Annotated in this window: 15 protein-coding genes and 3 tRNA genes; 3 read left to right on the top strand and 15 right to left on the bottom strand. The window is 45.3% G+C overall.

The genetic code is table 11. The annotated features are described in order from the left end of the window. Positions 1–20 precede the first annotated feature (20 nt). From BQ9893_RS19775 to BQ9893_RS19760, 4 genes are all read right to left on the bottom strand, one after another. Positions 21–3,350, bottom strand: coding sequence for a TonB-dependent receptor (locus tag BQ9893_RS19775; RefSeq protein ID WP_075967642.1), 3,330 nt, complete (start codon positions 3,348–3,350; stop codon positions 21–23). 191 nt (positions 3,351–3,541) lie between these two features. Continuing rightward, complete coding sequence (locus BQ9893_RS19770) at positions 3,542–4,141, bottom strand: RNA polymerase sigma-70 factor (protein WP_075967641.1); 600 nt, start codon at positions 4,139–4,141, stop codon at positions 3,542–3,544. A 183-nt stretch (positions 4,142–4,324) separates the two neighbouring features. Further along, a complete protein-coding gene (locus tag BQ9893_RS19765; protein WP_075967640.1) occupies positions 4,325–4,867 on the bottom strand; it encodes an RNA polymerase sigma-70 factor in 543 nt (180 codons plus the stop codon). A 44-nt stretch (positions 4,868–4,911) separates the two neighbouring features. Then, positions 4,912–7,329, bottom strand: coding sequence for a TonB-dependent receptor (locus tag BQ9893_RS19760; RefSeq protein WP_075967639.1), 2,418 nt, complete (start codon positions 7,327–7,329; stop codon positions 4,912–4,914). Positions 7,330–7,487: 158 nt separating this feature from the next. Between BQ9893_RS19760 and BQ9893_RS19755 the strand changes: the two genes are divergently transcribed. From BQ9893_RS19755 to BQ9893_RS19745, 3 genes are all read left to right on the top strand, one after another. Then, on the top strand, positions 7,488–13,283 hold the full coding sequence (locus tag BQ9893_RS19755; protein ID WP_075967638.1) for a DUF3320 domain-containing protein: 5,796 nt from the start codon (positions 7,488–7,490) through the stop codon (positions 13,281–13,283). A 22-nt stretch (positions 13,284–13,305) separates the two neighbouring features. Next, a complete protein-coding gene (locus BQ9893_RS19750) occupies positions 13,306–14,040 on the top strand; it encodes an SDR family NAD(P)-dependent oxidoreductase (RefSeq protein WP_075967637.1) in 735 nt (244 codons plus the stop codon). Positions 14,041–14,104: 64 nt separating this feature from the next. Beyond that, positions 14,105–15,760 carry an amino acid permease gene (locus BQ9893_RS19745; RefSeq protein WP_075967636.1) on the top strand — a complete coding sequence of 552 codons (1,656 nt, stop codon included), beginning with the start codon at positions 14,105–14,107 and terminating at the stop codon, positions 15,758–15,760. A gap of 126 nt (positions 15,761–15,886) precedes the next feature. Here BQ9893_RS19745 and BQ9893_RS19740 read toward each other — a convergent pair. The 11 genes from BQ9893_RS19740 to panB form a co-directional block, all read right to left on the bottom strand. Then, a tRNA-Leu gene (locus tag BQ9893_RS19740) sits at positions 15,887–15,970 on the bottom strand. A gap of 9 nt (positions 15,971–15,979) precedes the next feature. Beyond that, a tRNA-Leu gene (locus BQ9893_RS19735) sits at positions 15,980–16,061 on the bottom strand. A 50-nt stretch (positions 16,062–16,111) separates the two neighbouring features. Then, a tRNA-Gly gene (locus BQ9893_RS19730) sits at positions 16,112–16,187 on the bottom strand. A gap of 99 nt (positions 16,188–16,286) precedes the next feature. Next, positions 16,287–17,057, bottom strand: coding sequence for an SGNH/GDSL hydrolase family protein (locus BQ9893_RS19725; protein WP_075967635.1), 771 nt, complete (start codon positions 17,055–17,057; stop codon positions 16,287–16,289). A 114-nt stretch (positions 17,058–17,171) separates the two neighbouring features. Beyond that, entirely contained in the window at positions 17,172–17,996 is an 825-nt protein-coding gene (locus BQ9893_RS19720) for a purine nucleoside phosphorylase I, inosine and guanosine-specific (RefSeq protein ID WP_075967813.1), read from the bottom strand. Between the two features lie 19 nt (positions 17,997–18,015). Further along, a complete protein-coding gene (locus BQ9893_RS19715; RefSeq protein ID WP_075967634.1) occupies positions 18,016–19,275 on the bottom strand; it encodes an amidohydrolase in 1,260 nt (419 codons plus the stop codon). Further along, a complete protein-coding gene (locus BQ9893_RS19710) occupies positions 19,272–20,585 on the bottom strand; it encodes a DEAD/DEAH box helicase (protein ID WP_075967633.1) in 1,314 nt (437 codons plus the stop codon). The genes BQ9893_RS19715 and BQ9893_RS19710 overlap by 4 nt, the downstream gene beginning before the upstream one ends. A 1-nt stretch (position 20,586) precedes the next feature. After that, on the bottom strand, positions 20,587–21,945 hold the full coding sequence (locus tag BQ9893_RS19705) for a dipeptidase (protein WP_075967632.1): 1,359 nt from the start codon (positions 21,943–21,945) through the stop codon (positions 20,587–20,589). An 87-nt stretch (positions 21,946–22,032) separates the two neighbouring features. After that, positions 22,033–22,611, bottom strand: coding sequence for a cob(I)yrinic acid a,c-diamide adenosyltransferase (locus BQ9893_RS19700; RefSeq protein ID WP_075967631.1), 579 nt, complete (start codon positions 22,609–22,611; stop codon positions 22,033–22,035). 13 nt (positions 22,612–22,624) lie between these two features. Further along, complete coding sequence (locus BQ9893_RS19695; protein ID WP_075967630.1) at positions 22,625–23,965, bottom strand: cobyrinic acid a,c-diamide synthase CobB; 1,341 nt, start codon at positions 23,963–23,965, stop codon at positions 22,625–22,627. Between the two features lie 2 nt (positions 23,966–23,967). Beyond that, positions 23,968–24,795 carry a 3-methyl-2-oxobutanoate hydroxymethyltransferase gene (gene panB, locus BQ9893_RS19690; RefSeq protein WP_075967629.1) on the bottom strand — a complete coding sequence of 276 codons (828 nt, stop codon included), beginning with the start codon at positions 24,793–24,795 and terminating at the stop codon, positions 23,968–23,970. Positions 24,796–24,798 lie beyond the last annotated feature (3 nt).

Raw genomic sequence — 24,798 nt, 5'->3', positions numbered from 1 at the left:
ATTACAATCATTTAAAATCATTAAAACGTTACATTAACACCGATAGAATGGCTTTTATTGATCGGATAAATATCCAAATTGCCGGAAGAAGACTCAGGATCTGCATTGAAAGGCAGACTGTCGAAGGTGAAGAGGTTCTCGCCTGTATAATAAATCTTCGCATTGGCGATTCCCAGTTTATTTATAACAGCCTTCGGAAGCGTATAACTGAAATTTATATTCTTAATGCGCAAATAATCCGTATTCATAGCCCAGAAAGAAGAACGGCATTTATTAGGTGCGCTAACAGAATTTTCTTCCAAGAACATGCGTGGCCATTCCGTATTCGTATTTTCAGGAGTCCAAGCATCCAACCAGTTCGTACTCGGATGCGAAGTGTCGCCAATAAAGGAACCGACAACATCTCTTGTAAAATAGCGATTCGTACCTGTCACGCCTTGCATAAACACTGACAAATCAAAATTTTTCCATCCTGCACTCAATGTCAGGCCATAAGTCGTTTTAGGCTGTTGCGTGCCTTTGACCACACGATCTTTAGAGGATAGTTTTCCATCTCCGTCTGTATCTTTAATTCGGAAATCACCCGCTTTGAAAGGAGCCGACCACGGATTTCCATATTGTTTCTCATAAGCAGCCGCCTCTTCATCACTCTGGAATAATCCGTCTACTTCATATACATAGAATGATTGATAGGGTTCACCGACACGGTTAATCAAGTAGTCGTTGATGATCTCATTGACACCGGCCAAATCCAACAACTTATTCTTGTTATAGGAGAAATTGGCATTGATTCCCATTCTCCAGTCCTTATTGAATGAATGGTTCCAAGCTAAGTTTGCCTCTACGCCACTGTTTCGTAAGGAACCTTTGTTATCCTGATATGTTCCCGATATACCAAATGTGTCAGAAACGGGAATATCCATAATAATATCGGATGTCTTACGATTATAATATTCAGCACTCAACATAAATTCATTCAAGAAATTAGCATCAAAACCAACACCCCAGTTTGTCGATTTTTCCCAAGAAATAGTCGTTACTTTATGGCTTACGACCGTGATCCCTTGATGAACTGTTCCTCCAAACGGGTAGTTTTTACCGATATATAAAGTCGGCAAATAAGGATAATACTCATCCTTCATCGCATCCTGGTTTCCAAGCAACCCCCAAGAACCTCTGAACTTCAAAGACTGCAACCAGCCCCTCGTGTTTTCCATAAAGTCTTCTTCCGAAACACGCCATCCGGCAGAGAAAGACGGGAAGTATCCCCAACGATAGCCTTTGGCAAAACGAGAAGAAGCATCGGCTCGGAAATTGGCTTCCAACAGATATTTACCTTTGTAATCATAGTTGAGACGTCCGAAATAGGACAACAAAGCCAATTCACGGGAATAACCGCTGTTCGTTTGTGTCGAAGAATCGCCACCGTTCAAATCGGTCACTTCGCTGTTCGGGAAACTTTTCCGAAAGGCAGTCAGTTCCCGGAAATCATATTTTTCCACTTTATAACCTGCCATCGCTTTGAAATGATGATCCTGGTTAAAAGTCTTGTCATAATTCAACAACGCATCCAATGTATAACGGCTCCATCTCGAAATCGTCTCCGTCAACTGGTCAGGTCCGTGGTAGTTGACATCGTCATACCAGCACTCCTTACGGTAATCCTTCGTTTCCTTTATGTTCGTCACATAAGCGCCCTGCAGCGTAAATGTCAGTCCGTCCATAATATGATAGTCAAAAGCCAACACTCCGGAGAAGTTCTGTTGCAAGTGGTATTTCCGGCTATCGATATCGATCCAGGCAGCAGGGTTTCCATCTGATATCGAACCGTAAGAGCCATCTTCTTTTTTATACGGAATCCAAGGGGCTATACGATTGGCTTGCCATATAAGCTGATTAGAACCACCGCCGTAAGATGCATTTGGTTCGGAATATTGATTATGGATAAAGGCCATATTCGTTCGCATCGTAAATTTATCAGATAACTTAATATCCAAATTCGTACGCAGATTGAATTGGGAACGGTCGGAATTCTTCATCGTTCCCTCCTGTCCTAAAAAGCCGGCAGATGCCATATATTTCACATCTTCGGAACCGCCACTGACATTGAGATTGTGTTTATGCATAAAACCGGTCCTGAAAATATAGTCCGTCCAAACCGTATTCGGATGGCCATAAGGATCTGTCCCATCTTGGAAGAGGCGAAGGTCGTCTTCCGAAAAACGAGGAGACGCACCGTCCTGTGTCAGCAATTGATTATACAAGCGGGCATAATCATAAGAACTCAGACGGTCGATCAACGTCGACACATTCGAAAAGCTCACATTGCCATTGTAAGAGACTGTCGCTTTACCACTTTTCCCTCGTTTGGTCGTAACCAAAATCACACCATTGGCTGCCTTGGAACCATAGATGGCAGCAGAAGCAGCATCCTTCAAAACAGAAATTGATTCGATGTCGTTAGGATCGATCGAATCGAAAGTCCCGGTTTCAATGCCATCCACCAAAATATACGGATTGGCGTTGTTCAAGGTGCCCACTCCACGAACCCGGATAGTCGAACCGTCATCTCCGGGTCTTCCAGTTCCGGATGTTATCGTAACTCCCGGAGTCAATCCTTGGAGGGCGGAAGAGACATTCGTCACCGGCCGGTTGATCAATTCGTCTTTACTGATCGTACTCACCGCTCCTGTCAGGTTTACTTTGGTTTGTGTGCCATAACCGACAACAACTATCTCGTCAAGATTCTGTGTATCTTCGTGAATTGTAATTTTATAATCGTTTATTCCTTTCGCTACGGCAACCTCCTGGTCTACATAACCGATATAGGAAATCATCAATGTCGCACCGTCTTCAAGACCTTCTAAGGTGAAATCTCCGTCGACATTTGTCACCGTACCGACACCGGCACTCCCTTTCACAATGACATTCGCCCCGATAACTGGAAGGCCGGTATTATCGACAACCGTACCTCTGATTGTTCTCTTGGCCTGTTGAACACTTGCTAAAGACACATTTTCTGTCTTTGTGTTATCTTGCAGGAAAATCCGGTTATCGACTATCCGATAAGAAATATCCGTATTATTAAAGACTTTCTTTAAAACATTTTCGATGTGTTCATTTTTTACACGGACAGATACTTTTGAGATTTCTTTATTCAAGATGGATTCATCATAAGAGAATTCATAGCCGGTTTGCCGGCTGATACTTTGTATGACCATACCTACAGTTGTCCTGTTCAAAGACAATTCCAGATTCACATACAAAGTATTCGCTTCATTAACTGCCATTGCAGGCGATGTTGCGACTAAAAATGCTGATAATGTCGCAATAGATACTTTTTTGTTCATACCATGTGATTCGTTTTTGTTAGTACTATAAAAACCAGTTAACTTTTTACCGGATACAATCGTACCCGCCAATAACACTTCCCATATCGGACAGCGTTTGTAAATTAACCGCTGCAAAGGAATATCCCCGATATTACAGAACTGTTTACTTCAGATTACATTTCAATTTCCAATAAATGATTTTTCTTATGTCAAGCATGTATGCCATGCGAAAGAAGAATGGTACAAAGTATATAATAGTCGTTTTTGGACATATGCTTTTTGAGGTATTGGAGGGCTAAATACAAATGGCTTTCTACCGTGCGCTGCGGTATCTGGGTTTGCTCTGCTACTTCTTTAGCTGTCAGTCCTTTTATATAGGTAAGAATGAAAACTTCACGGCGTTGGGCGGGCAGGTGTTCCAGCAATTCATACAAACGGTAATAGAAATCTTTTATGGAAAGCTCTTCTATAACAGGGTTGTCGTCTTTCAACAGGTTTTGATAATCTGCCAAATATTTCTCGTAAGTCTGAGAATGGTATTTTTCAACTGAGAGATTTTTCTTGATATAGTCCAAGCAGCGCGTATAAGCGGATTGAAAAAGATAAGAATAGAAACCATCACTGATATATATCTTCTCACGGTTTTCCCAAACATACAGGAAAACATCCTGGACAATATCTTCCGCCACCTTCTGCTCTACCATAGAAGCCACGTAAGCCATCATTCGGGGATAGAAGTAACGGAAAACGCCATTAAAGGCTTCTCTATTTCCCTTCTTCAATTCATGCAACAAAGAAATATCGAACATATTATACCAGTGATTTTAAAACTTTCAACTGTACATTCAATCAACACTCGCCTACAAAAATAATACTATTTTTACAAACTTTGCTTATCCTCCCGCATTCTTTACACTTTTGCTGATAATACTAAAAACATATTTGTTTCGATGAATCGGATTCCTTTAAAACGAAAAACGAAACGCTTAGAATCAGATGAAAAGAAGAAGCAATGTTATGTTTTTCTTCAAATATTTGAGGGCTTCACTGATTTGATTTTCGACTGTTTTCTCAGAAATATCCAACAGAAGGGCTATTTCTTTGTAGCTCTTTTGCCCCTTACGGCTCAAGTTAAAAATCTCACGGCGGCGTGGCGGTAATTCGTCGATCAGACGGTCTATGTATTCCTGGAGATTGTGGGCGTCAATCTCTTCTTCTACGTCATACGGTTCTTCCAATGCGGCAAGAACTGTGACCTTGTAGAATTCTTCATTCACGTTTTTACGGTACCGGTTAAAGATCAAATTCCGGGTGATGATGAAAAGCAAGCCTTTAAAATGATCGTCTTCACGAAGAAACTCGCGCGTTTCCCATATTTTGATAAATACTTCCTGCACTACTTCTTCGGCTGCATCGGCTCTGGTCAGATAGAGGCGACTGAAATTATAGACCTGTTTCCAATATTGCTTATACAGAGCAGTAAATGCGTCCTTACTGCTCTGCTTCAATAATAATATCAGTTCCCGTTCCTCCATATTTCTTTAAATTCTGCACAAATGTAGGAAAAATTGTCAATTACTTAATGGTTCGTTCCTTCAAACAAATCATGATCTTCCTTCTTCTGAGAGCTCTTGCCCTTGAAATTGTTGAACGTATAACTGAGCGTAAGCGTAATGAGCGGATAGCTGGGGCGAATTCGCGTGATGGACTGCAAGTCGGATGTGATGATCTTACTTACATAACGGGCCGAATTGAAGACATCCCGGAACGAAAGCGTTGCCGCCAGCTTACGGTTCATCAACTGCTGACGAACGGCAAGATTCACATACCAGAAAGCATCCGTACGTCCTTGAGTCGTGACAGACGGACCGACAAAGTTGCCGTCCACCTGGATACGGGTATATTTAAAGACATCGAAAGAGTTGTTCAACATGACATCGTAGTTCGTACTTGTCTCATTTTCACCGCCGGTTTTATACTGGTTCTTTACCTTATAATGATACAGGCTGCCGTTCAGGTTCACATTCCACCAGCGGGTAAGCTGTAGTTGCCCGCTCAATTCGACACCGGTCGAATAGTCGTGTCCGACATTCGCCATCGAATCCAGCGTCACTCCGGCTTCGTAGGGGACGCGCAAACGTTCGATCTTATCCTTGCGGCTCCGGTGGAACACGGTCGCTGAAACCGTATGCTCGCCGATATTCTTCTTATAATTCAACTCGAAAGAATTGATATATTCCGAACGGATATCCGGATTACCGATTTCGGCCGAATAAAAATCCCGATAAGTGATATACGGCTCCATGAAAAAGAGTTCCGGACGGGTGATGCGGCGCGAATAAGAAGCCAACAGTTTATGTTCCTTCGGGAACGTATAGCCTAAATGAAGGGAAGGGAAAAACTCGAACTTATTGTATGTACGGTCCTTGCCCGGAATGGAACTGCGCAAGACACGATGCGTATGCTCACCCCGTACGCCGGCCTGAAAATCGAACGACTTATAGCTGTCGGCAACAATTGCATAGACCGAATTGATGCCATGTTGGAAATAGAACGTATTATAGATATCGTCCCGGTTATAAAACTCTTTCTTCTCCGGATCCCAGAAATGCATCGTGTAGTCGCCATCTTCCAAATAAGAGAAATATTGGTAACCGCCTTCGATCCGTCCAGTCTTGCTGTAGGGATAAATATAGTCCAGATTGCCCCGTACTGTCCAGCGATGTTCATCTTCCCAGGCGCGATGTCCCTTTTCACGCTCGTTATTCTTATTAAAAAGGTCACTCTGAAAATATTCCATCGCATTACCTCCGTATTTCAAATAGAAACTGCCCGTCAACTGATGTCCCTTATCGTCGAATTTATGATCGAAACCGATCGTTCCCTGGAAATAAGTTTCATGCAGGTCGTAATCGTCACGACTATAATAATCGCCTTCCCCGAAAGTTCCTCCGTCAGCCAGGCGTTTTTCCTTATAATCAAGGTCACCGTTGCGCGTACGCCCGCCATAACCACCTTCCAGGTCGGCATTCAACGTGGTATGGGGCAATGCGTACATCCAGCCCGCCTTCAGCGAATAGTTGAAGTTGTTACTTTTACGCGGTCCGTTGGAATGGGATGTTGTTGCCGTATCTGAGATAATAGTCGTCTTCTCCTGATCGAAATCACTCTTGCGCAGGCGGTCACTCCACACACCGCCCAAATACCAGCGCGATGCTTTGTTCTGCTGAGACACAAGGAAATCCACCCCACGCGAAAGGACCGTACTTCCCGTCAGGTTCACCATACCGCTAAAACCATGCCGGGCGTGTTTCTTTGTCACGATATTGATAATCCCTACATCGCCTCCCGTGTCGTGACGGGCCGAAGGCGTGGTGATGATTTCTATATTCTCGATATGTCCCGCGGGGATCTGCTCCAAAGCCTGCGTACCACTGAACACGCTCGGTTTGCCATCTACATAGACCGTAAAACCGGTACTTCCCCGGAAACTGACCTCTCCTTCCGCATCCACGCGTATGGAGGGTGTATTCTCCAAGATATCGACAGCCGATCCGCCTCCGGCAAGCAGGTTCGAAGAGGCTTCGATCACCTTCTTGTCCAATTTATAAATCACTTGCTTTTTCTGAGCCACTACTTCGACTTCCGCCAACCCCACTTCCAATGGTTTCATGGCGATTGTTCCCAAATCCACCGCTTTCGAAGCGGCATCCAAAACAATGCCGGGACGATTATACAAATCGTAACCGACCAAACGCACCAAAAGGTTATACCTTCCATCTTTCACATCGGCAATACGAAACATACCGTCGGGATCGGGCAAAACATGAAACACAGGATTGACGTCTCCTTCTTGAAAAAGGAGCACATCGGCAAAATCTATCGGTTGGTTGTTATTGGCATCGACTATTTTTCCTTTTATACGGAAGCCTGGTGCTGCTATGGCAGAATAGCTAATACACAATAAGGTCAACAAGAGATAAAAACACGTCTTCATTTCCTACACCGGTTTGTTAACAACGCTACGAAGATAGGATTTTCGCTTTTGCAATCCAATCATCTAAAAAAGAAATTCATTGTTTCTTTCATTAAACACGCTTACAATCAATATTTTTAGTAAGTTTGTAAAAAATCCTTTATCATAAGCCAAACAATATGGATGACGAACAGACTATAAACGCCCAACAGAATGGCAAGGTACAGCTGGAATACCTGCCATGTATTAATTATGCCATGATACACAACCACATACCGGCTTGTATTTTCTGTGAGATCATAAACACGGATAATTCAGACTGGAATCTGGTAAAAGTGATAATCGAAGGAGAACTGATCAAGCGTTCAGAAGTAGTTATCGATATTATTCCCGCAGGACAACGCTTACAAATAAAGTCTCTTGAGATTACTCCTCAAACAAATAAACTGATCGAATTTACAGAAGGAATAGAAACAGACTTCCATCTTTTGTTGGCTATTGACGGCAATATCGCCTTCGAACAGAAATATCCTATCAGTTTAATGGCTTTCGACCAATGGACTGGTTCCGGCATTTTGCCAGAATTGCTCGCGGCTTTTGTAACACCCAATCACCCCATCTTATCCAGAATCAGGATCAACGCTTCCGGGTTTCTCGAGTCATGGACAGGCGATTCTGCTCTTGACGAATATCAGACACAAGACCCCAACCGGGTTCGCAAACAGGTAGCAGCCATCTATGAAGCTCTCCGCTCCGAATCATTGGTCTATTGTTCTCCTCCGGCCAGTTTCGAAAAACATGGACAACGCGTACGTTTAGCAGATAAGGTTTTGACTGAGAAGTTAGGTACTTGCCTGGATCTGACATTACTTTTTGCTTCATGCCTGGAGGCCAACGGCATTCATCCACTATTGGTTTTATTAAAAGGCCATATTTTTGTCGGTGCTTGGCTTACGCCAGACGGTTATTCACAAATGATCAGCGACGATGCCTCATTCTTGCTAAAGGGAAGTGCAGATGGAATCAATGACCTTGTTTTAGTGGAAACAACAGCTTTGACTTCTTCACAAAATGTTCCTTTCGAAGAAGCCGTACATCGTGCTGAAAATGAACTTAAGGAAGATAACAAATTCGAGTTGTTTATCGATGTCTTTCGTTGTCGGCTCAATAATATCCGTCCCCTTCCCCAACGTATAAATAATAACGGATCATGGGAAATTGTAAATACAGGAATCAAGCACGAAAATGCAACAAAAGAAGTCAACCAGCTGAATCGTTTCGAAATCAAAATTGATGACACACAAAAAAAGATAACCAAACAAACCATTTGGGAAAGGAAATTATTGGATTTCTCTTTACGTAATAATCTCATAAATATCAGATTAGGAAGACGTGTCATTCCTTTTATTTCTTTTGACATCGACCACCTTGAGGATCATCTGCAAGCTGGTGAGAACTATCAGATATTATCAAGCCCGACCACGAAAAAAATAGAACCGAAAGAATCCGGCATGTATGACTCGTCTCTTTTGAAAGACAGGTTAAAAAATTTAGTTGTTAACGGACTGCAGAACAAAAAAATCCATTCATACCTGACCGAGACGGAACTTCAAAATGCACTAAAATTCATATACAGGACATCGCGTACTTCTTTAGAGGAAAACGGCGCCAATTCTTTGTTTCTCGTATTGGGCATTATGAAATGGTTTGAAACGGAACGGAGTGTAAAACCCCGATTTGCCCCAATATTATTATTACCTATCGATATCATCCGTAGCAGAGGCACCGCCGGCTACACAATCCGAACGAGAGATGAGGATATTATATTAAACATCACTTTGGTGGAATTATTAAAACAGCAATACGACATTAACTTATCCAACCTGAATCAACTACCGACAGACGAAAGCGGTGTGGATGTAAAACGTATTTTTGCGACAATTCGTACTTGCATCCGTAACATGAAACGCTGGGATGTCATTGAAGAATCTTTACTCGGATTATTTTCTTTCAACAAATTTGTCATGTGGAATGACATCCACAGTAATGCAGACAAACTAAAAAAGAATCCTGTGATCGCAAGCCTTATGGAAAACAGGATACAATGGACCGACACAGTTCCGAAAGCTGAAGCCAGACTGATCGACAAGCGAATGGCTCCTTCTGATTTTTCAATTCCCGTAGATGTCGATTCTTCCCAGTTGGAAGCAGTTATCGAATCCGGCGAGGGTAAAAGTTTCATCCTGCACGGTCCTCCCGGAACCGGTAAATCCCAGACTATTACCAATATGATTGCCAATGCTTTGTATAAAGGGAAAAGAGTTTTATTCGTCGCTGAAAAAATGGCGGCTCTTTCAGTCGTGCAAAACCGCCTTGCCAAAATAGGGCTTGATCCTTTTTGCCTTGAAATGCATTCCAACAAAGCAACCAAATCGCATTTCCTCGAACAAATGCAAAAAGCGATAGAGGTAACGCACATCCAGTCGCCCGCCGAATATAAGAATTTATCGAAAAGGTTATTCGATCACCGTAAAAAACTGATCGAATATATGGAAGTTTTACATTCTCCTCAAACATACGGGTATTCATTGTACGAGTGTATCACAAACTATCTGTCGATACCTGGAGACGAATTGCTACTTGGGCAATCTCTCCCGGACTTCCTGAATAAAGAGAAATTGGACAAAATACGAGAAGAACTTATCAGCTTGGATATCGTTTTCCAGATAACAGGCCATCCACAAGACCATCCGCTAAAAGGGCTGATGCCAAAAGATGTTTCATCCGAATCTATCCGAAAACTACAACAATCGCTCACAGACTACCGGAACGTATTCAAACAGATCATGGAAGACCGAAGACTCTTTGAAAGAGACTTATCTTTAGCTGTGCCCGATACGTTCGAAGGGCTTGTTTGGATGAAGGAGATGTGTGACATTCTCCTGAAATTGCCGGTATTGAACAAAACGATTATAGAGATTGCCGGCAACAAAGAATTGACGCAGGAATGGAAAGAACACATCGCCTCAGGCAGGAAACGAGATGAAATCAAATCGGAGCTATTGAAAGACTTTACTCCTGAAATATTGGACGAAAACGTCTATATGCTTCAACAAAAATGGAATGCTGTCGAGGCCATGTGGTTCCTGCCGAAATTCTTTGCCAAACGTTCATACATCAAAAAAATCCGTTTCTATAATGCTTCTTTGCAAGAAAACCAAATCCAAGGTTTCCTGAATAAACTTGCTACCTACCACAAACAAAATAAGATCGTATGCGAACGTTCTCTGGAGTTAGCTGATACATTTGCGTTTTTAGGCAGAAAAGACAAAGAGAAATGGGATGATATTCTTGACACATTAAATCTGGCGCCAAAGCTCTACCAGATGTTGCTAAACCATGCCCAAATGAACAAGATATCATTCACAAACACTCTTTCCGGTTTTATTCTTCAAATAGGAAACGATTGGGATTTGTTCAGGCATGCTTTCGGTCAAAATTTGAGCCGGTTATCCGACTTTATCAAAAAACACACTGATATACAAAATTCACTCAGGGAATTATGCGAGACGGACATCCCGGACACAAACATCGAGACGACTGTCCCGCCATTATTAGCCCGATGGTCAAACCATTTCGACCTGATAAAGAACTGGTACCAATGGTGTATCCGAAAAAAAGAATTAGAGATACAAAATCTGTCTGCCGTCATCAACTATATAGAAGGTAAACACAAAACCGGGGCAGAAGCGTCTTCAGCACTATTTAAAGGAGTCAGTCACCTGATGGCTATAAAAACCGTAGATGCCAACAAGTCGTTACAAATGTTCAACGGTCTGTTGTTCGAAGAGATGATAAACAAATATAAAACACTGGCTTCCGACTTCCAAGAGTTAAGCAAAAAAGAGCTCTATTGCAGACTGGCAGCTCGTATGCCTTCTCTTACCATGGAGGTGGCTTCCAATTCTGAAATGGGCATTCTGAAACGAAATATCTCTAACGGAGGACGAGGAACATCCATTCGAAGAATTATCGATCAGATTCCTACTTTACTTTCCAAACTATGTCCTTGCATGTTGATGAGTCCGATTTCGGTCGCCCAATATATTGATTTAGACAAAGATAAATTTGATTTAGTAATTTTTGATGAAGCTTCCCAAATGCCGACTTGCGAAGCGGTAGGTGCCATAGCCAGAGGCAACTCGCTCGTAGTTGTGGGCGATCCAAAACAAATGCCTCCCACCAACTTCTTTTCATCCTCACAAGTAGACGATGAGGAGGCCGAATTTGATGACATGGAAAGCATCTTGGACGATTGTATCTCGTTGTCCATGCCATCGCGCTATCTTACCTGGCATTACCGTAGCAAGCACGAAAGCCTGATTGCATTCAGCAACTCTCAGTACTATGAAGGCAAACTCCATACTTTTCCATCTGTTGACGACCGGATTTCAAAAATTAAACTTATCTATGTAGATGGTATTTACGACAAAGGATATACACGTTGTAACCGGGAGGAAGCTGATGCCATTGTAAAAGAAATCATTCGCCGTCTGCAAGACCCGGAACTTTCCGGAAAAAGCATCGGTGTCATTTCTTTCAGCCAGGTTCAACAAAACCTGATCGAAGACCTGCTACTGGAAGAAATGAGTAAATATCCGGAATTAGAACAAAAAGCATTCCAATGCCATGAACCCATCTTCATTAAGAATCTTGAAAATGTACAAGGTGACGAACGCGACGTTATCCTTTTCTCTATCGGATACGGTCCCGACAAAAACGGGAATGTATCAATGAATTTCGGTCCTTTAAATAACCAGGGAGGCGAACGACGTTTGAATGTCGCTGTTTCACGTGCTCGCTATGAGATGATCATTTTCTCCACTCTGCATCCCGAACAAATCGACCTGAAACGCTCAAAAGCAAAAGGTGTTGAAGGTTTGAAGAAATTCTTGGATTTTGCCGAACGCGGGACAACGCTCATTTCCACAATGCAAACAAAACGTATTCCAACAAACGATTTAGTGAACCTGATCGCCCAAGAACTGGAGAACAGAGGATACACCGTAAACACATTTGTCGGACGCTCGAATTTCAAGGTTGATCTGGCAATTATCAACCCTCGGAATAAAGATCAATATTTACTGGGAATTTTGTGCGACGGAAAGAATTACTACGAGACAAAAACAACTCGCGACAGAGAAATAGTTCAGCCAGGAGTGTTAAACATGCTACATTGGAATATTATACGGATATGGTCCATCGACTGGTTTGAGAACAAAGAGCAAGTATTGGATAGAATCACTGAAAAATTGGAGACGTTGCAACAAGAAAACAGCTCGATGCGCCCGGCTGTATCCACAAATACATATAAGTCATTCAGTATCGCAGACGAACCTGTTTTGGAATTGGTAAACAAAAGAGAAAAGGAATATATCTTTGCCGATCTGCCGGTAATCAAGAAAAAAACGGATATAGATCTCATCATATCCTCACCTGCATTAGTCAAGAAACAATTGAGAAAAATAATATCCGTAGAACAGCCAGTGACAAACACTCTGTTATACAAACGTATTTTGCAAATATGGAATATTCCAAGAATCACTTCACGCTTGCAGACTATAGTCGATTCACAGTTGACAAATGTTTATAAAGACCCTTTGTCGAACGAAACAAAGACTTATTGGATAGATAAAAAGGCTGCCCAAAATTACACCTCGTACCGGATAAATTCCAATCGTGATATTCAGGACATCCCTATCATTGAAGTCATGAATGCAACTCTTTATGTCATCGAACAACAGTTTTCCATGCCGCTGGAGGACTTGAAAAAGGTCACATCGCAAGTTCTCGGATTCAGCCGTAAAGGAGCCAATATGGATGCCATAATGGAAGAGGCAATCCGGATACTTATAAAGAAAAAGCTCTTGTATAATAACAACGGAATAATTTCCTCCAAACAATCAAGTAATTAATATTCAATTTACAAAAAACGATATGACATCAGTAAAAAGAATCATCATCATTGGAGCCACCTCTGGTATCGGCTACGAGATCGCTCAACTATACCGCAAACAGGGATGGAGGATCGGGATTGCCGGACGGCGAACGAAGTTGCTCGCAGAAATCAGGTCGGAAGCGCCTGACCAGATCGAAACGGCACAAATTGACGTAACCAGCCCGGATGCACCGGAAAAGCTGACGGAGTTAATCGATAAAGTCGGCGGAATGGATATCTTCTTGCTTAGTTCCGGGATCGGCAGTCAGAACCGGAATCTGAATTCCGATATTGAATTGTCAACCGTCCAGACAAACACGGTCGGCTTCACACGAATGGTCGTTGCTGCATACGACTACTTCAAAGGACAAGGCTACGGCCAATTAGCCGTGATCAGTTCCATAGCCGGAACAAAAGGGTTGGGAGCTGCTCCTTCCTATTCCGCAACCAAGCGCTACCAGAATACCTATATCGAGGCACTCGACCAGTTGGCACGGATGGAAAAACTCCCGATCGTATTCACGGACATCCGCCCCGGATTTGTAAAGACCGATCTGTTGAAAAACGACAAATACCCGATGCTGATGTCTCCGCAATATGTCGCCCGGAAAACGGTAAAAGCGATCGAACGGAAGAAACGTCGTGCCGTAATCGACTGGAAATATGCCATTTTAGTATTCTTCTGGAATTTGATTCCCGGCTTTGTATGGAGGAGGTTACCTATCCACAATTAGCATTTGTATATCATCCGGGCAATCCTTACCTTTGTGCCCGGTATCATATATGTGCAAATAGACGATGGGATTATTCATAAAAAAACCTTTGGAGGCCTTGCAGGCCGAAGCAAATCAATCGGGAAGCAAATCATTAAAACGGGTATTAGGCCCTTGGAGCCTGGTCGCACTCGGCGTTGGAGTCATCATAGGAGCCGGCCTTTTCTCAATAACCGGAACAGTCGCCGCCGGATATACAGGACCGGCCATTACGCTTTCATTCGCCATTGCGGCAATCGGATGTTGCTTTGCCGGACTTTGTTATGCAGAGTTTGCCTCGATGATTCCGGTTGCAGGAAGTGCCTATACATACTCATACGCAACGATGGGCGAATTGATCGCTTGGATTATCGGTTGGGATTTGGTCCTGGAATATACGGTTGCAGCGACGACGGTCAGCATCAGTTGGAGCCGTTATCTCGTCGTCTTCTTGGAAGGGCTCGGAATCGACCTGCCGACAGCTTTCACCGCCTGCCCTTGGGACGGCGGGATTGTCAATATTCCGGCATTTCTGATCGTTGTCCTGATGAGTATCTTTCTGATCCGCGGGACGGAAGGGAGTTCTATTTTTAACGGAATCATCGTCTTTCTGAAAGTGTCGGTCGTCCTTATATTCGTCTTTTTAGGATGGAAATATATCAATACGGACAACTACATACCTTATATTCCAGCTAACACAGGCACGCTGGGCGAATACGGGTTATCGGGTGTCCTCCGCGGAGCGGCCATCGTATTCTTCGCGTTCTTAGGTTTCGATGCTGTCAGTACGGCTGCCCAGGAAGCTAAAAATCCCAAACGGGACATGCCGATCGGAATCCTCGTCTCGTTGCTCGTATGTACCATATTATATATGCTGTTCGCCCACGTCATGACAGGCGTAGCCCATTATTCGGAATTTGGAGGCCAGCAGGGAATCGCTCCCGTGGCAATTGCGATCGAACATATGGGAGAAGTCGACGCTTCGGGCATGCTTCACCCGGATTACCCCTGGATGAATAAAGCCATTGTCCTTGCCATCTTATTCGGCTATTGCTCGGTCATCATGGTGACACTTTTAGGACAGAGCCGCGTATTCCTCAGCATGAGCCACGACGGATTGTTGCCACCGTTCTTTTCACACATCAACGAAAAGTTCAGGACACCTGCCCGCAGTAACCTGCTGTTCATGGTACTCGTCGGTCTGCTGGCTGCTTTCGTTCCGGCACGCTTGGCTGGTGAAATGACCAGTATCGGAACTCTCTTTGCCTTTACGCTGGTTTGTGCCGGCGTACTTGTAGTCCGGAAAACAATGCCCGACGTACATCGTGCTTTCAAGACTCCGCTGGTTCCATTCGTTCCGGTAGCCGGGATCATCACTTGCCTGTGCATGATGCTTTTCCTACCTGCCGACACTTGGATCCGACTGGTGCTCTGGATGTTGATCGGATTGGACATTTATGCTTGCTACGGCATCAAACACAGTAAGCTGGAGTACAATCAGGACAATCGCCGCGGCCATCAGACCCTGAATATGATCGGTATCGTCCTTGCCATCCTTTGTGTGATCACAGGGCTTTGGCATCAGCAAACCGTCGGTTGGGAAGAGAGTAAAATCCTGTTGATCATTTCTTTCGTCTTTGCCTTTACACATTTGGCATTTTATATGGTCCGGATCTGGAAGCAAACGACAAAAGTTTTTTAGGGATTCGTTTCGGATTATGCGGAAAGGGTTAAATGCAAAATTGTCCATATAATTAGTTATAAGTTATATACTCTTAACTAATTACATGGACAAAAAAACTGACTGCCAGCTATTAAAAAATCAATGTACGCAGGATGAGACTTGAACTCACACGCCGTAACCGGCACTACCCCCTCAAAGTAGCGTGTCTACCAATTCCACCACCTGCGCGAGAAAAGGTGCCCAGAACAGGACTCGAACCTGCATGCCTCTCGACACACGCACCTGAAACGTGCGCGTCTACCAATTCCGCCACCTGGGCCTTTCTTCAGTACATTAAAAAAGCGGCCTCATACCGCCTCTGTTACCGATTGGAGCGGAAGACGGGACTCGAACCCGCGACCCTAACCTTGGCAAGGTTATGCTCTACCAACTGAGCTACTTCCGCGATAACGGGTGCAAAGATAGAGGTATTTTTTTATTTTCCAAAACCTGACTGCACTTTTTTGTACTATTTTTACAGCCTACACCCGCTCAAAATCATATTTTACTTTAATCCAGTCGCTTCCATCCACATGTTAGCCATCAACTGACGACCGGGCAAATCTGGATGTACGCCGTCATTCGACCAATAACGTGCCGGAGCCTGTTTCACCGCTGCATCGAAACCTGACTGGAACGGCACGAACACAGTATTGAATTCTTCCGACAGTTTACGGGCGGACTTGCGGAATTCGTCGAACATCGGATACCATTTGGAATCTTCTATAGCCGCCCCGTCACGCAAAGTGAAAGGTTCGCAAAGGACTATCTGTGTATTCGGGAGTTTCTCTTTCGTATACTTCAACAAGGCACGCAGATCGTTTTCGTATGTCTCGACCGTTCCTTTATAACCATGCGTCAACGTATGCCAGTAATCGTTCACCCCGATCAGGATACTCAATACGTCGGGCTGAAAAGCAAGGCAGTCGATTTCCCAGCGTTCACGAAGCTGATAGACTTTATTGCCACTGATGCCACGATTGTAAATCTTCGGCTGTAAAGCCGCTTTCTTTTCTAACAACTGCGTAGCGGTAAAGAGCACATAGCCACTACCGAACTGTTCCATCGTATTGCAACGGTTACTATTCTTGTCGCGACCGCAGTCCGTGATGGAATCTCCCTGGAACAGGATCACACAATCTTTTTTCAGATTAATCTTCGGAGCATGTACAGATGTATTTTCTTTTACCGCGGCCTTTGCGATCTCCGGGATCATCAGGGCGCCGAACCCTGCCAATGCTCCCTTTTTAAGGAAGTCTCTTCTGGAATTCTTCATGGGTAGAAAAAAGTTTATTTTATTACATTGATTGAATTGAACACAAAGATAGGAACTTTACAAAAAAACGTACCTTTATTTCTTCATATTTTCAAAAAGAATAAGAATGTTCTTTTATATCTTGCTGACCAATTCACGGAAGAGGACGGTCATAACCGCAGCCGCCTTATTGGCAGCAACAATCACATCGGCTCCGTCATTGACGAAATCATCGGCAAAATGATAGCCTTCGTTCGTTATCACAGACATACCGAATACACGCAGGCCGGCATGACGGGCCACGATCACCTCCGGAACCGTACTCATTCCGATTGCATCGCCTCCTACCCTTCCGTAGAAAGCATACTCTGCCGGAGTCTCGAAAGAGGGACCTGTCAGTCCGACATAGACACCTTTCTTCAACGAGATGCCGCGAGATGCGGCAAATTCTTCGGCAAGGCGGATAAACTCCCGGTCATACGCCCGCGTCATATCCGGGAAGCGGGTTCCGAACTGTTCGTCATTAGGGCCGATCAGCGGATTTGGCATCATATTGATATGGTCGCATATGATCATCAAGTCACCGACTTTGAAACTCGTATTGATGCCACCTGCCGCATTGGAAACCAACAAGTTCTTCACTCCCAACAGCTTCATCACCCGGACCGGGAATGTCACTTGCTGCATCGTATAACCTTCATAATAATGGAAACGGCCCTGCATGGCAAGCACCTGTTTTCCTCCTAACCTGCCACAGATGAAATTTCCTTTATGTCCTGCGGCTGTCGAATGCATAAAATGCGGGATCTCTGCATAAGGAATAACCACGGCCTCCTCTATCTGGTCGGCAAGGGAACCCAAGCCACTGCCTAAGATAATAGCGGTTTCCGGATTACCGGTAATACGGGATGACAGGAAATCGGCTGCTTCCCGATAAATTGTATTGTCATTTGTATTCATATACATTCAAATTTATTATTCAGACCTTTACCAACTTATAAGCAAGTTCGGCTGTGCGCTCCATAATCTCTTCCTCACCAGGAACCTTTTTATCCCGCATCAGGATCTTACCGTCACAGATAACAGTATCGATGCAACTGCCGTTTGCTGCATACACGAGGTTGGAGATAAAGTTATGATTCGGGATAAAAGCCGGGATATTCAAATCGACCAGGCAGAGATCAGCCAGATAGCCTTCAGCAATCCGTCCGGCCTTCAGACCGAGAGCCAAAGCACCGGCTTCTGTCGCAGCCTTGAATATTTCACCGGCAGGAATCGCTTCCGGATCTTTTCGCCAAGCCTTGCCTAAAAGCGAAGCGAGCTTCATTGCCTCGACCATATCCAGATTATTGGAAGAAGAACAGCCGTCAGTTCCTAAAGCAATGGTCACACCGGCTTTTCGCATCTCACAAAACTTGAATTGGATGCCGGAAGCCAGTTTCATGTTGGATGCAGGATTATGCACAACCTTCACATCATGATCGGCCAGCATACGGATTTCATCGTCATCGACATAAATACCGTGTGCGATGATCAGGCGAGGAGACAGCACACCCAACTTATTCAAGTAACGTACGGGCGTCAGCCCGAACTTCTTAACCGAGTCACGGACTTCCCCTTCCGTCTCTGCCAAATGCAGGTGGATGGGAACATCATGTTCAACAGCAAAACTATGTATCCATTGCAGCAGTTCGCCGGAGACCGTATAGATGGCATGAGGACCGGCAGCATATCGTATCCTATCACTATAATTTCCGACAACTTCAGCCATCAGCCTTTCATTCTCGCGTTTGCACCGTTCCGCCCGCTCCGGATTGAAGCCGTCGAAGCAAGCGCCTGCCACCAACGCACGCATTCCCATCTCTTCCACCACATCGGCAGTCGCTTCGTATTGATGATACATGTCGGAAAAAGTTGTCGTTCCGCTTTTTATCATTTCAAGACAGGCCAGTTTCGTGCCCCAATACATATCTTCGTATGTCAATTTGGCTTCGTTCGGCCAGATCTTCTGCTCCAACCAGGGCATCAGCGGCATGTCGTCTCCGAAACCACGGAAAAGCGTCATGGCTGCATGTGTATGTGCATTCACAAAGCCGGGTATCAAAGCCTTACGCTTTCCGTCGATAACCTGATCCGCTTGTACTTGCAAGTCCGTGCCGATTTGTCTGATCTTGTTTCCTTCGATATAAACATCTCTCACGGCGTCATCCAATAAGACGCCTTTTATCAACAGACTCATACTACAAACTTGGCTTTCATATTCTTTATCTTTTCATTCCGGATGCGGTCCAGCAATCCGGGAAGCTTGTCCCGCTTGACAGCAGCGAAAGCACAGCTTTCCTTTATCTCGACAATACCTAAATCGTCCTTTTCCAGTCCGCCTTTCTGAAAGAGGAAACCGACCACATCTTTTTTGCTCAATTTGTCCCGTTTTCCCCGGTTGATCGTCAGCGTTACCCACTCGGAACGCACTGGCTTTTTTGCCACTTCCGGTAAGAAAAACTCATCCGGCTCGCGGGTGATATATTCGGGAACCGTCTCCTCCGCGTTCAAAATCAGATATGCGACTCCTTCCGCGTTCATACGCGCCGTACGCCCGTTACGATGCACGTATGCCTCTTCACTCACCGGAAGATGGTAATGGATCACATTCTTCACTTCCGGGATATCGAGGCCACGGGATGCTAAATCAGTAGAAATAAATACGGTAGCACTGCCGTTACGAAAATGCGACAAGGCACGTTCGCGTTCCGGCTGTTCCATTCCTCCGTGGAAGTATTCGTTATCCACCCCCATTTCGGTCAGATAGCTGCTCACCCGTTCCACCGTCTCGCGATAATTGCAGAAGATAAGGGCGGAACCGCCTTTCAGTTCGCCTAAAAGTTTGTACAAGGTTTCCAGCTTGTCTTTAACGGGCGACTTGACCACACGTAAAGTCAGCCCTTTCGACTCCTTCACATCCTTCAGGTACGACAACCGCACCGGAGCCGTGATCCCGGTAAAAGCAGGAATATCGACTGCTGCCGTTGCCGAAGTCAGCACCCGGCGGCGCACACCGGGGAGATGTGCCAATATCTCCTTCATTTCAGCAAGAAAACCCAGCTCGAGCGACTTGTCAAACTCATCCAAGATCAACGTACGCACACTGTCCAGGTTGATATTCCCCCGTTCCAGATGATCAACGATACGTCCCGGCGTCCCGATCAGGACCGTCGGCGGATGTTCGAGGCTCTTCTTCTCCGTGCGGATTGGATGTCCTCCGTAGCAACAATTCACCTTATATCCGGCTCCCAACGAGCGGAATACCGTTTCGATCTGCAAGGCAAGTTCACGGGAAGGGGCGATGATCACGGCTTGTATCTTTTTGTCCTCATCCGTCAATGTCGTCAGCAGAGGCAAAAGGAAAGCCAATGTCTTACCCGATCCTGTCGGACTGAGCAACACCATATCTTTTGTCGTTCCGGCATCCAATACTGCCTGCTGCATCTCGTTCAATGCAGCAATGCCGGTATTGGCAAGCGCACGGGCGACTATTTCGTTATTCGTCATATCAATTGAATCGTTTATAAAATTCGGCTACCGACTCGATTCCCTTGTAAAAGAAGTCAAGCGTACAGCTTTCGTTCGGCGAATGGATTGCATTCTGTTCGAGGCCGAATCCCATCAGGACGGTCTTGATGCCCAAGACCTGTTCGAATGTCGAGATAATAGGGATACTTCCGCCACGGCGCACGGCCAACGGACGTTTGCCAAAAGCTACGGCAACGGCTTCTTCAGCCGCCTTATAAGCAGGAAGGTCGATCGGGCAGACATACCCCTGTCCACCGTGTTTAGGCGTCACTTTCACCTTGACATAAGCCGGAGCCACACGGATAATGTAGTCTTCAAACAGTTTTGATATCTTCTCATGATCCTGATGCGGAACCAAGCGGCAAGAAACTTTGGCATAGGCTTTGGACGGAAGGACCGTCTTGCTGCCCTCTTCCGTATAACCGCCCCATATGCCGCAGATATCGAAAGACGGACGGCAACTGTTGCGTTCCAGCGTTGAATAGCCTTTTTCACCGAACAGTTCATCTACTCCGATAGCGGCCTTATACTTGGCTTCGTCAAACGGGATTTGCGCAATCATCTCACGTTCGGCAGGGGAAACTTCTTCCACGTCGTCATAGAAACCGGGGATCGTGATCCGTCCGTCTGCATCGGTTATGTCGGCCATCAATTTACACAGCACATTAATCGGATTAGCGACTGCCCCACCGAAATGCCCGGAATGCAAATCGCGGTTGGGACCTTCCACTTCCACTTCCCAATAGGCCAATCCGCGAAGGCCGGTGGTCAGCGAAGGCGTTTCAGCACTGACCATGCTGGTATCGGAAACCAGAATAACATCTGCTTTCAACAAATCTTTATGTGTACGGCAGAAGGCTTCGAGACTCGGCGAACCGATCTCTTCTTCTCCTTCGAAAATAAATTTCACATTACATTTCAGCAAATCCAGATTCAAGGCAGTTTCGAAGCCTTTTACCTGCATCATGCCCTGCCCTTTATCATCGTCTGCACCACGCGCCCAGATACGACCGTCCCGAATTTCGGGTTCGAACGGGCGGCTTTTCCAAAGGTCAAGTGGTTCGGCGGGCATTACGTCATAGTGCGAATAGACCAAAACGGTCTGCGCCCCAGGAGAAACCATCTTTTCCCCATACACGACCGGGTTGCCTTCGGTCTGCATCACAACCGCCTTATCGGCCCCGGCGGCAAGCAGGAGTTCTGTCCAGCGTTTGGCACATGCCTCCATATCAGGCTTATGTTCATGCTTGGCACTTATTGATGGAATACGGATCAAAGAGAAAAGCTCTTCGATGAAACGGTCTTTATTAGACTCGATATATTCTTTTATTGATATCATATTATATTTCTATTTTGCCATTTGCATACAAATATAACAGATTCTTTCAGTATTCACAAAAATGTGAACATCTCTTTTTCGGCATCTTCAGGCATTGTGTTGTTTTTTCCGTTTGTACAAAAACGACTGCCAACGTTCCTCCGCATTCCCTTGGCTAAACATTTCATAACGCGCCATTGTAAAAAACAAATCGGAGAGGCGGTTCACGAACTGCATGATCTTTGGCGAAACCGGATCTTTCCGGTTCAATGTCCACAGACGGCGCTCGGCACGGCGTACGATCGTACGGGCCAACTGCAAGTGAGCGGAGACCAAAGAGCCGCCAGGCAGGATAAAGTAACCGTTATCTTCCATCTTCGCCGACAGGGCATCGATCTGTTCCTCACAAACAAGGACTATATCTTCGGATATTTTGTTCGGATTTTTATCACGAATAACAGACGGAGTCGCCACATGCGACATCACAGCCATCATCTCCATTTGTATTTTACCCAGCAACTCCTGCCATTCATGTTCTGCCGGGAGCAATGCACGGATAATGCCTATCTCGGCATTCACCTCGTCCAACGTTCCGTTTGCTTCAATCCGGATATCGTCTTTATCCACCCGCTCGCCTCCGTGAATTCCGGTGCGGCCTTTATCTCCTCCACGCGTGTATATCTTCATCTTTCTCGCTTATTTATATAGTATCGGAACCGATGACAAATTTGACAAACCATTCGTTTTCGGCCGGATCCGCCCAATACAAATGCGTATATCCGGCCCAAACATTCTTATAATGATAAAGCGGAGTATCCGTTTCCACGCCTTTGGCAGTATAAGCGACAGCACAGGACGGAAGCGGATTCTGTTGTTCCACCAAACGGGAATAGTGGAACTCATGCCCTTTCAGACGAGTTCCGTTACATAATAAGGTACGATATCCCAGACGCAACTTCATGTTCTCCATTGTTGCAGACTGATGCAACACGCCAGCCATCGGATAAACGTCTCCATTTTTATCCCGTATCTCATCACATAGATACATCATACCGCCACATTCGGCCAACAACTTTCCCCCATTCTCGACATACCGGCGAATGGATTGAAGCATCTGCTTGTTTGCCGATAAAGCAGCAAGATATAGCTCAGGATAACCTCCGGGAAGGTACACGAAACCGGCTTCCGGTAAAGAAGCATCTGCCAAGGGGCTGAAATAAGTAACTTTTCCTAAATGATGCAGATAGCGGATATTCGCTTCATACACGAAATTGAATGCCGGATCACGGGCTACCGCAATCGGGAAAGAAGGCTCACGTTTACAGATATGGCAACCTGCGGACATAGGAACGGCAGTTGTCGCAACCGGTTTCGTCAGTTCCAGCAGCCGGTCGATGTTTACATGCTTTTCGACAAGTTCCGCCACACGGTCGGCAAACTCCTCAAAGCAGAAATCTTCATCGAGAGACAACCCTAAATGGCGGCTGGGGATCTCCACATCCGCACACTTGGGAAGATATCCCAATGCCTCGACTCCGGCATCTTCACAAGCCTGTTTCAAAAAAGAATAATGACTTTCGGAAGCGACAAAATTAAAGACGGCGCCTACGACCTGTACTTGCTTGTTGAAATGTTTGAACCCGTACAATAAAGGAGCCACCGAATAGGCCGTACTTTTTGCATTTACTATCAGGACTACCGGCATTTTCAGCATACAGGCGATTTCCGCGCTGCTTCCTTTCATGCCGTCATACCCGTCAAACAGTCCCATCACGCCTTCGGCTACCGCCACATCCGCCTTTTCCGCGTAGCTGGCATACAAGTCACGCACGTGTGCCTCTGACATCATAAAGAGGTCCAGGTTCACGGACGGATTGCCGGCTGCCATCCTGTGATGGCGCGTGTCGATATAGTCCGGCCCGCACTTGAAAGGCTGCACCTTAAACGAACGGTTCTTCAAGGCACGAAGCAAACCGAGCGTAAAAGTTGTTTTCCCGCTTCCTGATGAAGCTGCACCGATCAACAGATGGGACTGGCACATTATTAATATTGTTCTTTCTCGTTCGGGAAATCTTGCGTCTTCACATCTTCAATATATGCCTGTACGGCACGGGTGATATCTTCTGCCAGATTCGCATAACGGCGCAAGAAACGGGGAGAAAATCCCTGATTGATTCCTAACATGTCATGCATAACCAGCACCTGCCCGTCCACACCTCCGCCGGCACCGATACCGATAATCGGAATCGTCAGCTCGGAAGCGACCTGTGCAGCCAAAGCTGCCGGAATTTTTTCCAACACGATGCCGAAACAACCGATCTCTTCCAACAGATGAGCATCTGCAATCAACTTCTTCGCTTCCGCTTCCTCACGGGCACGAACCGTGTATGTACCGAATTTATTGATGGACTGAGGCGTCAATCCCAGATGTCCCATGACAGGAATACCCGCACACAGAATACGTTCGATAGATTCCCGAATTTCAGAACCGCCTTCAAGCTTGATGCAATCCGCATGCGTTTCCTTCATCACGCGGATAGCCGAAGCTAACGCTTCCTTCGAGTTACCTTGATAGCTACCAAAAGGCAGGTCCACTACAACCAAGGCTCGCTTTACCGCTTTCATGACCGATTTGCCATGATAGATCATCTGGTCGAGCGTGATCGGCAATGTCGTTACATTACCGGCCATTACGTTGGAAGCCGAATCGCCTACCAATATGACATCCATACCGGCCTGATCGATCAGTTGAGCCATCGAATAATCGTAGGCAGTCAACATGGAGATTTTCTCACCACGTTGTTTCATTTCAATCAGACGACGTGTGGTCACCTTTCTATTATCCTCTAAATCCCTCTTTGCAACTGACATAAT

Source organism: Parabacteroides massiliensis (assembly GCF_900155425.1).
GTDB lineage: Bacteria > Bacteroidota > Bacteroidia > Bacteroidales > Tannerellaceae > Parabacteroides > Parabacteroides massiliensis.
The sequence above is the reverse complement of the archived record's forward strand: the minus strand, read 5'-3'. Positions and strand labels throughout refer to the sequence as shown.

Excerpts from the sequence above, each read along its gene's own strand:
- BQ9893_RS19695 (WP_075967630.1), bottom strand. The coding sequence starts at position 23,965 with ATGTGCCAGTCCCATCTGTTGATCGGTGCAGCTTCATCAGGAAGCGGG.
- BQ9893_RS19720 (WP_075967813.1), bottom strand. The coding sequence starts at position 17,996 with ATGAATACAAATGACAATACAATTTATCGGGAAGCAGCCGATTTCCTG.
- BQ9893_RS19715 (WP_075967634.1), bottom strand. The coding sequence starts at position 19,275 with ATGAGTCTGTTGATAAAAGGCGTCTTATTGGATGACGCCGTGAGAGAT.
- BQ9893_RS19775 (WP_075967642.1), bottom strand. The coding sequence starts at position 3,350 with ATGAACAAAAAAGTATCTATTGCGACATTATCAGCATTTTTAGTCGCA.
- BQ9893_RS19705 (WP_075967632.1), bottom strand. The coding sequence starts at position 21,945 with ATGATATCAATAAAAGAATATATCGAGTCTAATAAAGACCGTTTCATC.
- BQ9893_RS19755 (WP_075967638.1), top strand. The coding sequence starts at position 7,488 with ATGGATGACGAACAGACTATAAACGCCCAACAGAATGGCAAGGTACAG.
- BQ9893_RS19760 (WP_075967639.1), bottom strand. The coding sequence starts at position 7,329 with ATGAAGACGTGTTTTTATCTCTTGTTGACCTTATTGTGTATTAGCTAT.
- BQ9893_RS19750 (WP_075967637.1), top strand. The coding sequence starts at position 13,306 with ATGACATCAGTAAAAAGAATCATCATCATTGGAGCCACCTCTGGTATC.
- BQ9893_RS19745 (WP_075967636.1), top strand. The coding sequence starts at position 14,105 with ATGGGATTATTCATAAAAAAACCTTTGGAGGCCTTGCAGGCCGAAGCA.
- panB (WP_075967629.1), bottom strand. The coding sequence starts at position 24,795 with ATGTCAGTTGCAAAGAGGGATTTAGAGGATAATAGAAAGGTGACCACA.
- BQ9893_RS19770 (WP_075967641.1), bottom strand. The coding sequence starts at position 4,141 with ATGTTCGATATTTCTTTGTTGCATGAATTGAAGAAGGGAAATAGAGAA.
- BQ9893_RS19765 (WP_075967640.1), bottom strand. The coding sequence starts at position 4,867 with ATGGAGGAACGGGAACTGATATTATTATTGAAGCAGAGCAGTAAGGAC.
- BQ9893_RS19700 (WP_075967631.1), bottom strand. The coding sequence starts at position 22,611 with ATGAAGATATACACGCGTGGAGGAGATAAAGGCCGCACCGGAATTCAC.
- BQ9893_RS19710 (WP_075967633.1), bottom strand. The coding sequence starts at position 20,585 with ATGACGAATAACGAAATAGTCGCCCGTGCGCTTGCCAATACCGGCATT.
- BQ9893_RS19725 (WP_075967635.1), bottom strand. The coding sequence starts at position 17,057 with ATGAAGAATTCCAGAAGAGACTTCCTTAAAAAGGGAGCATTGGCAGGG.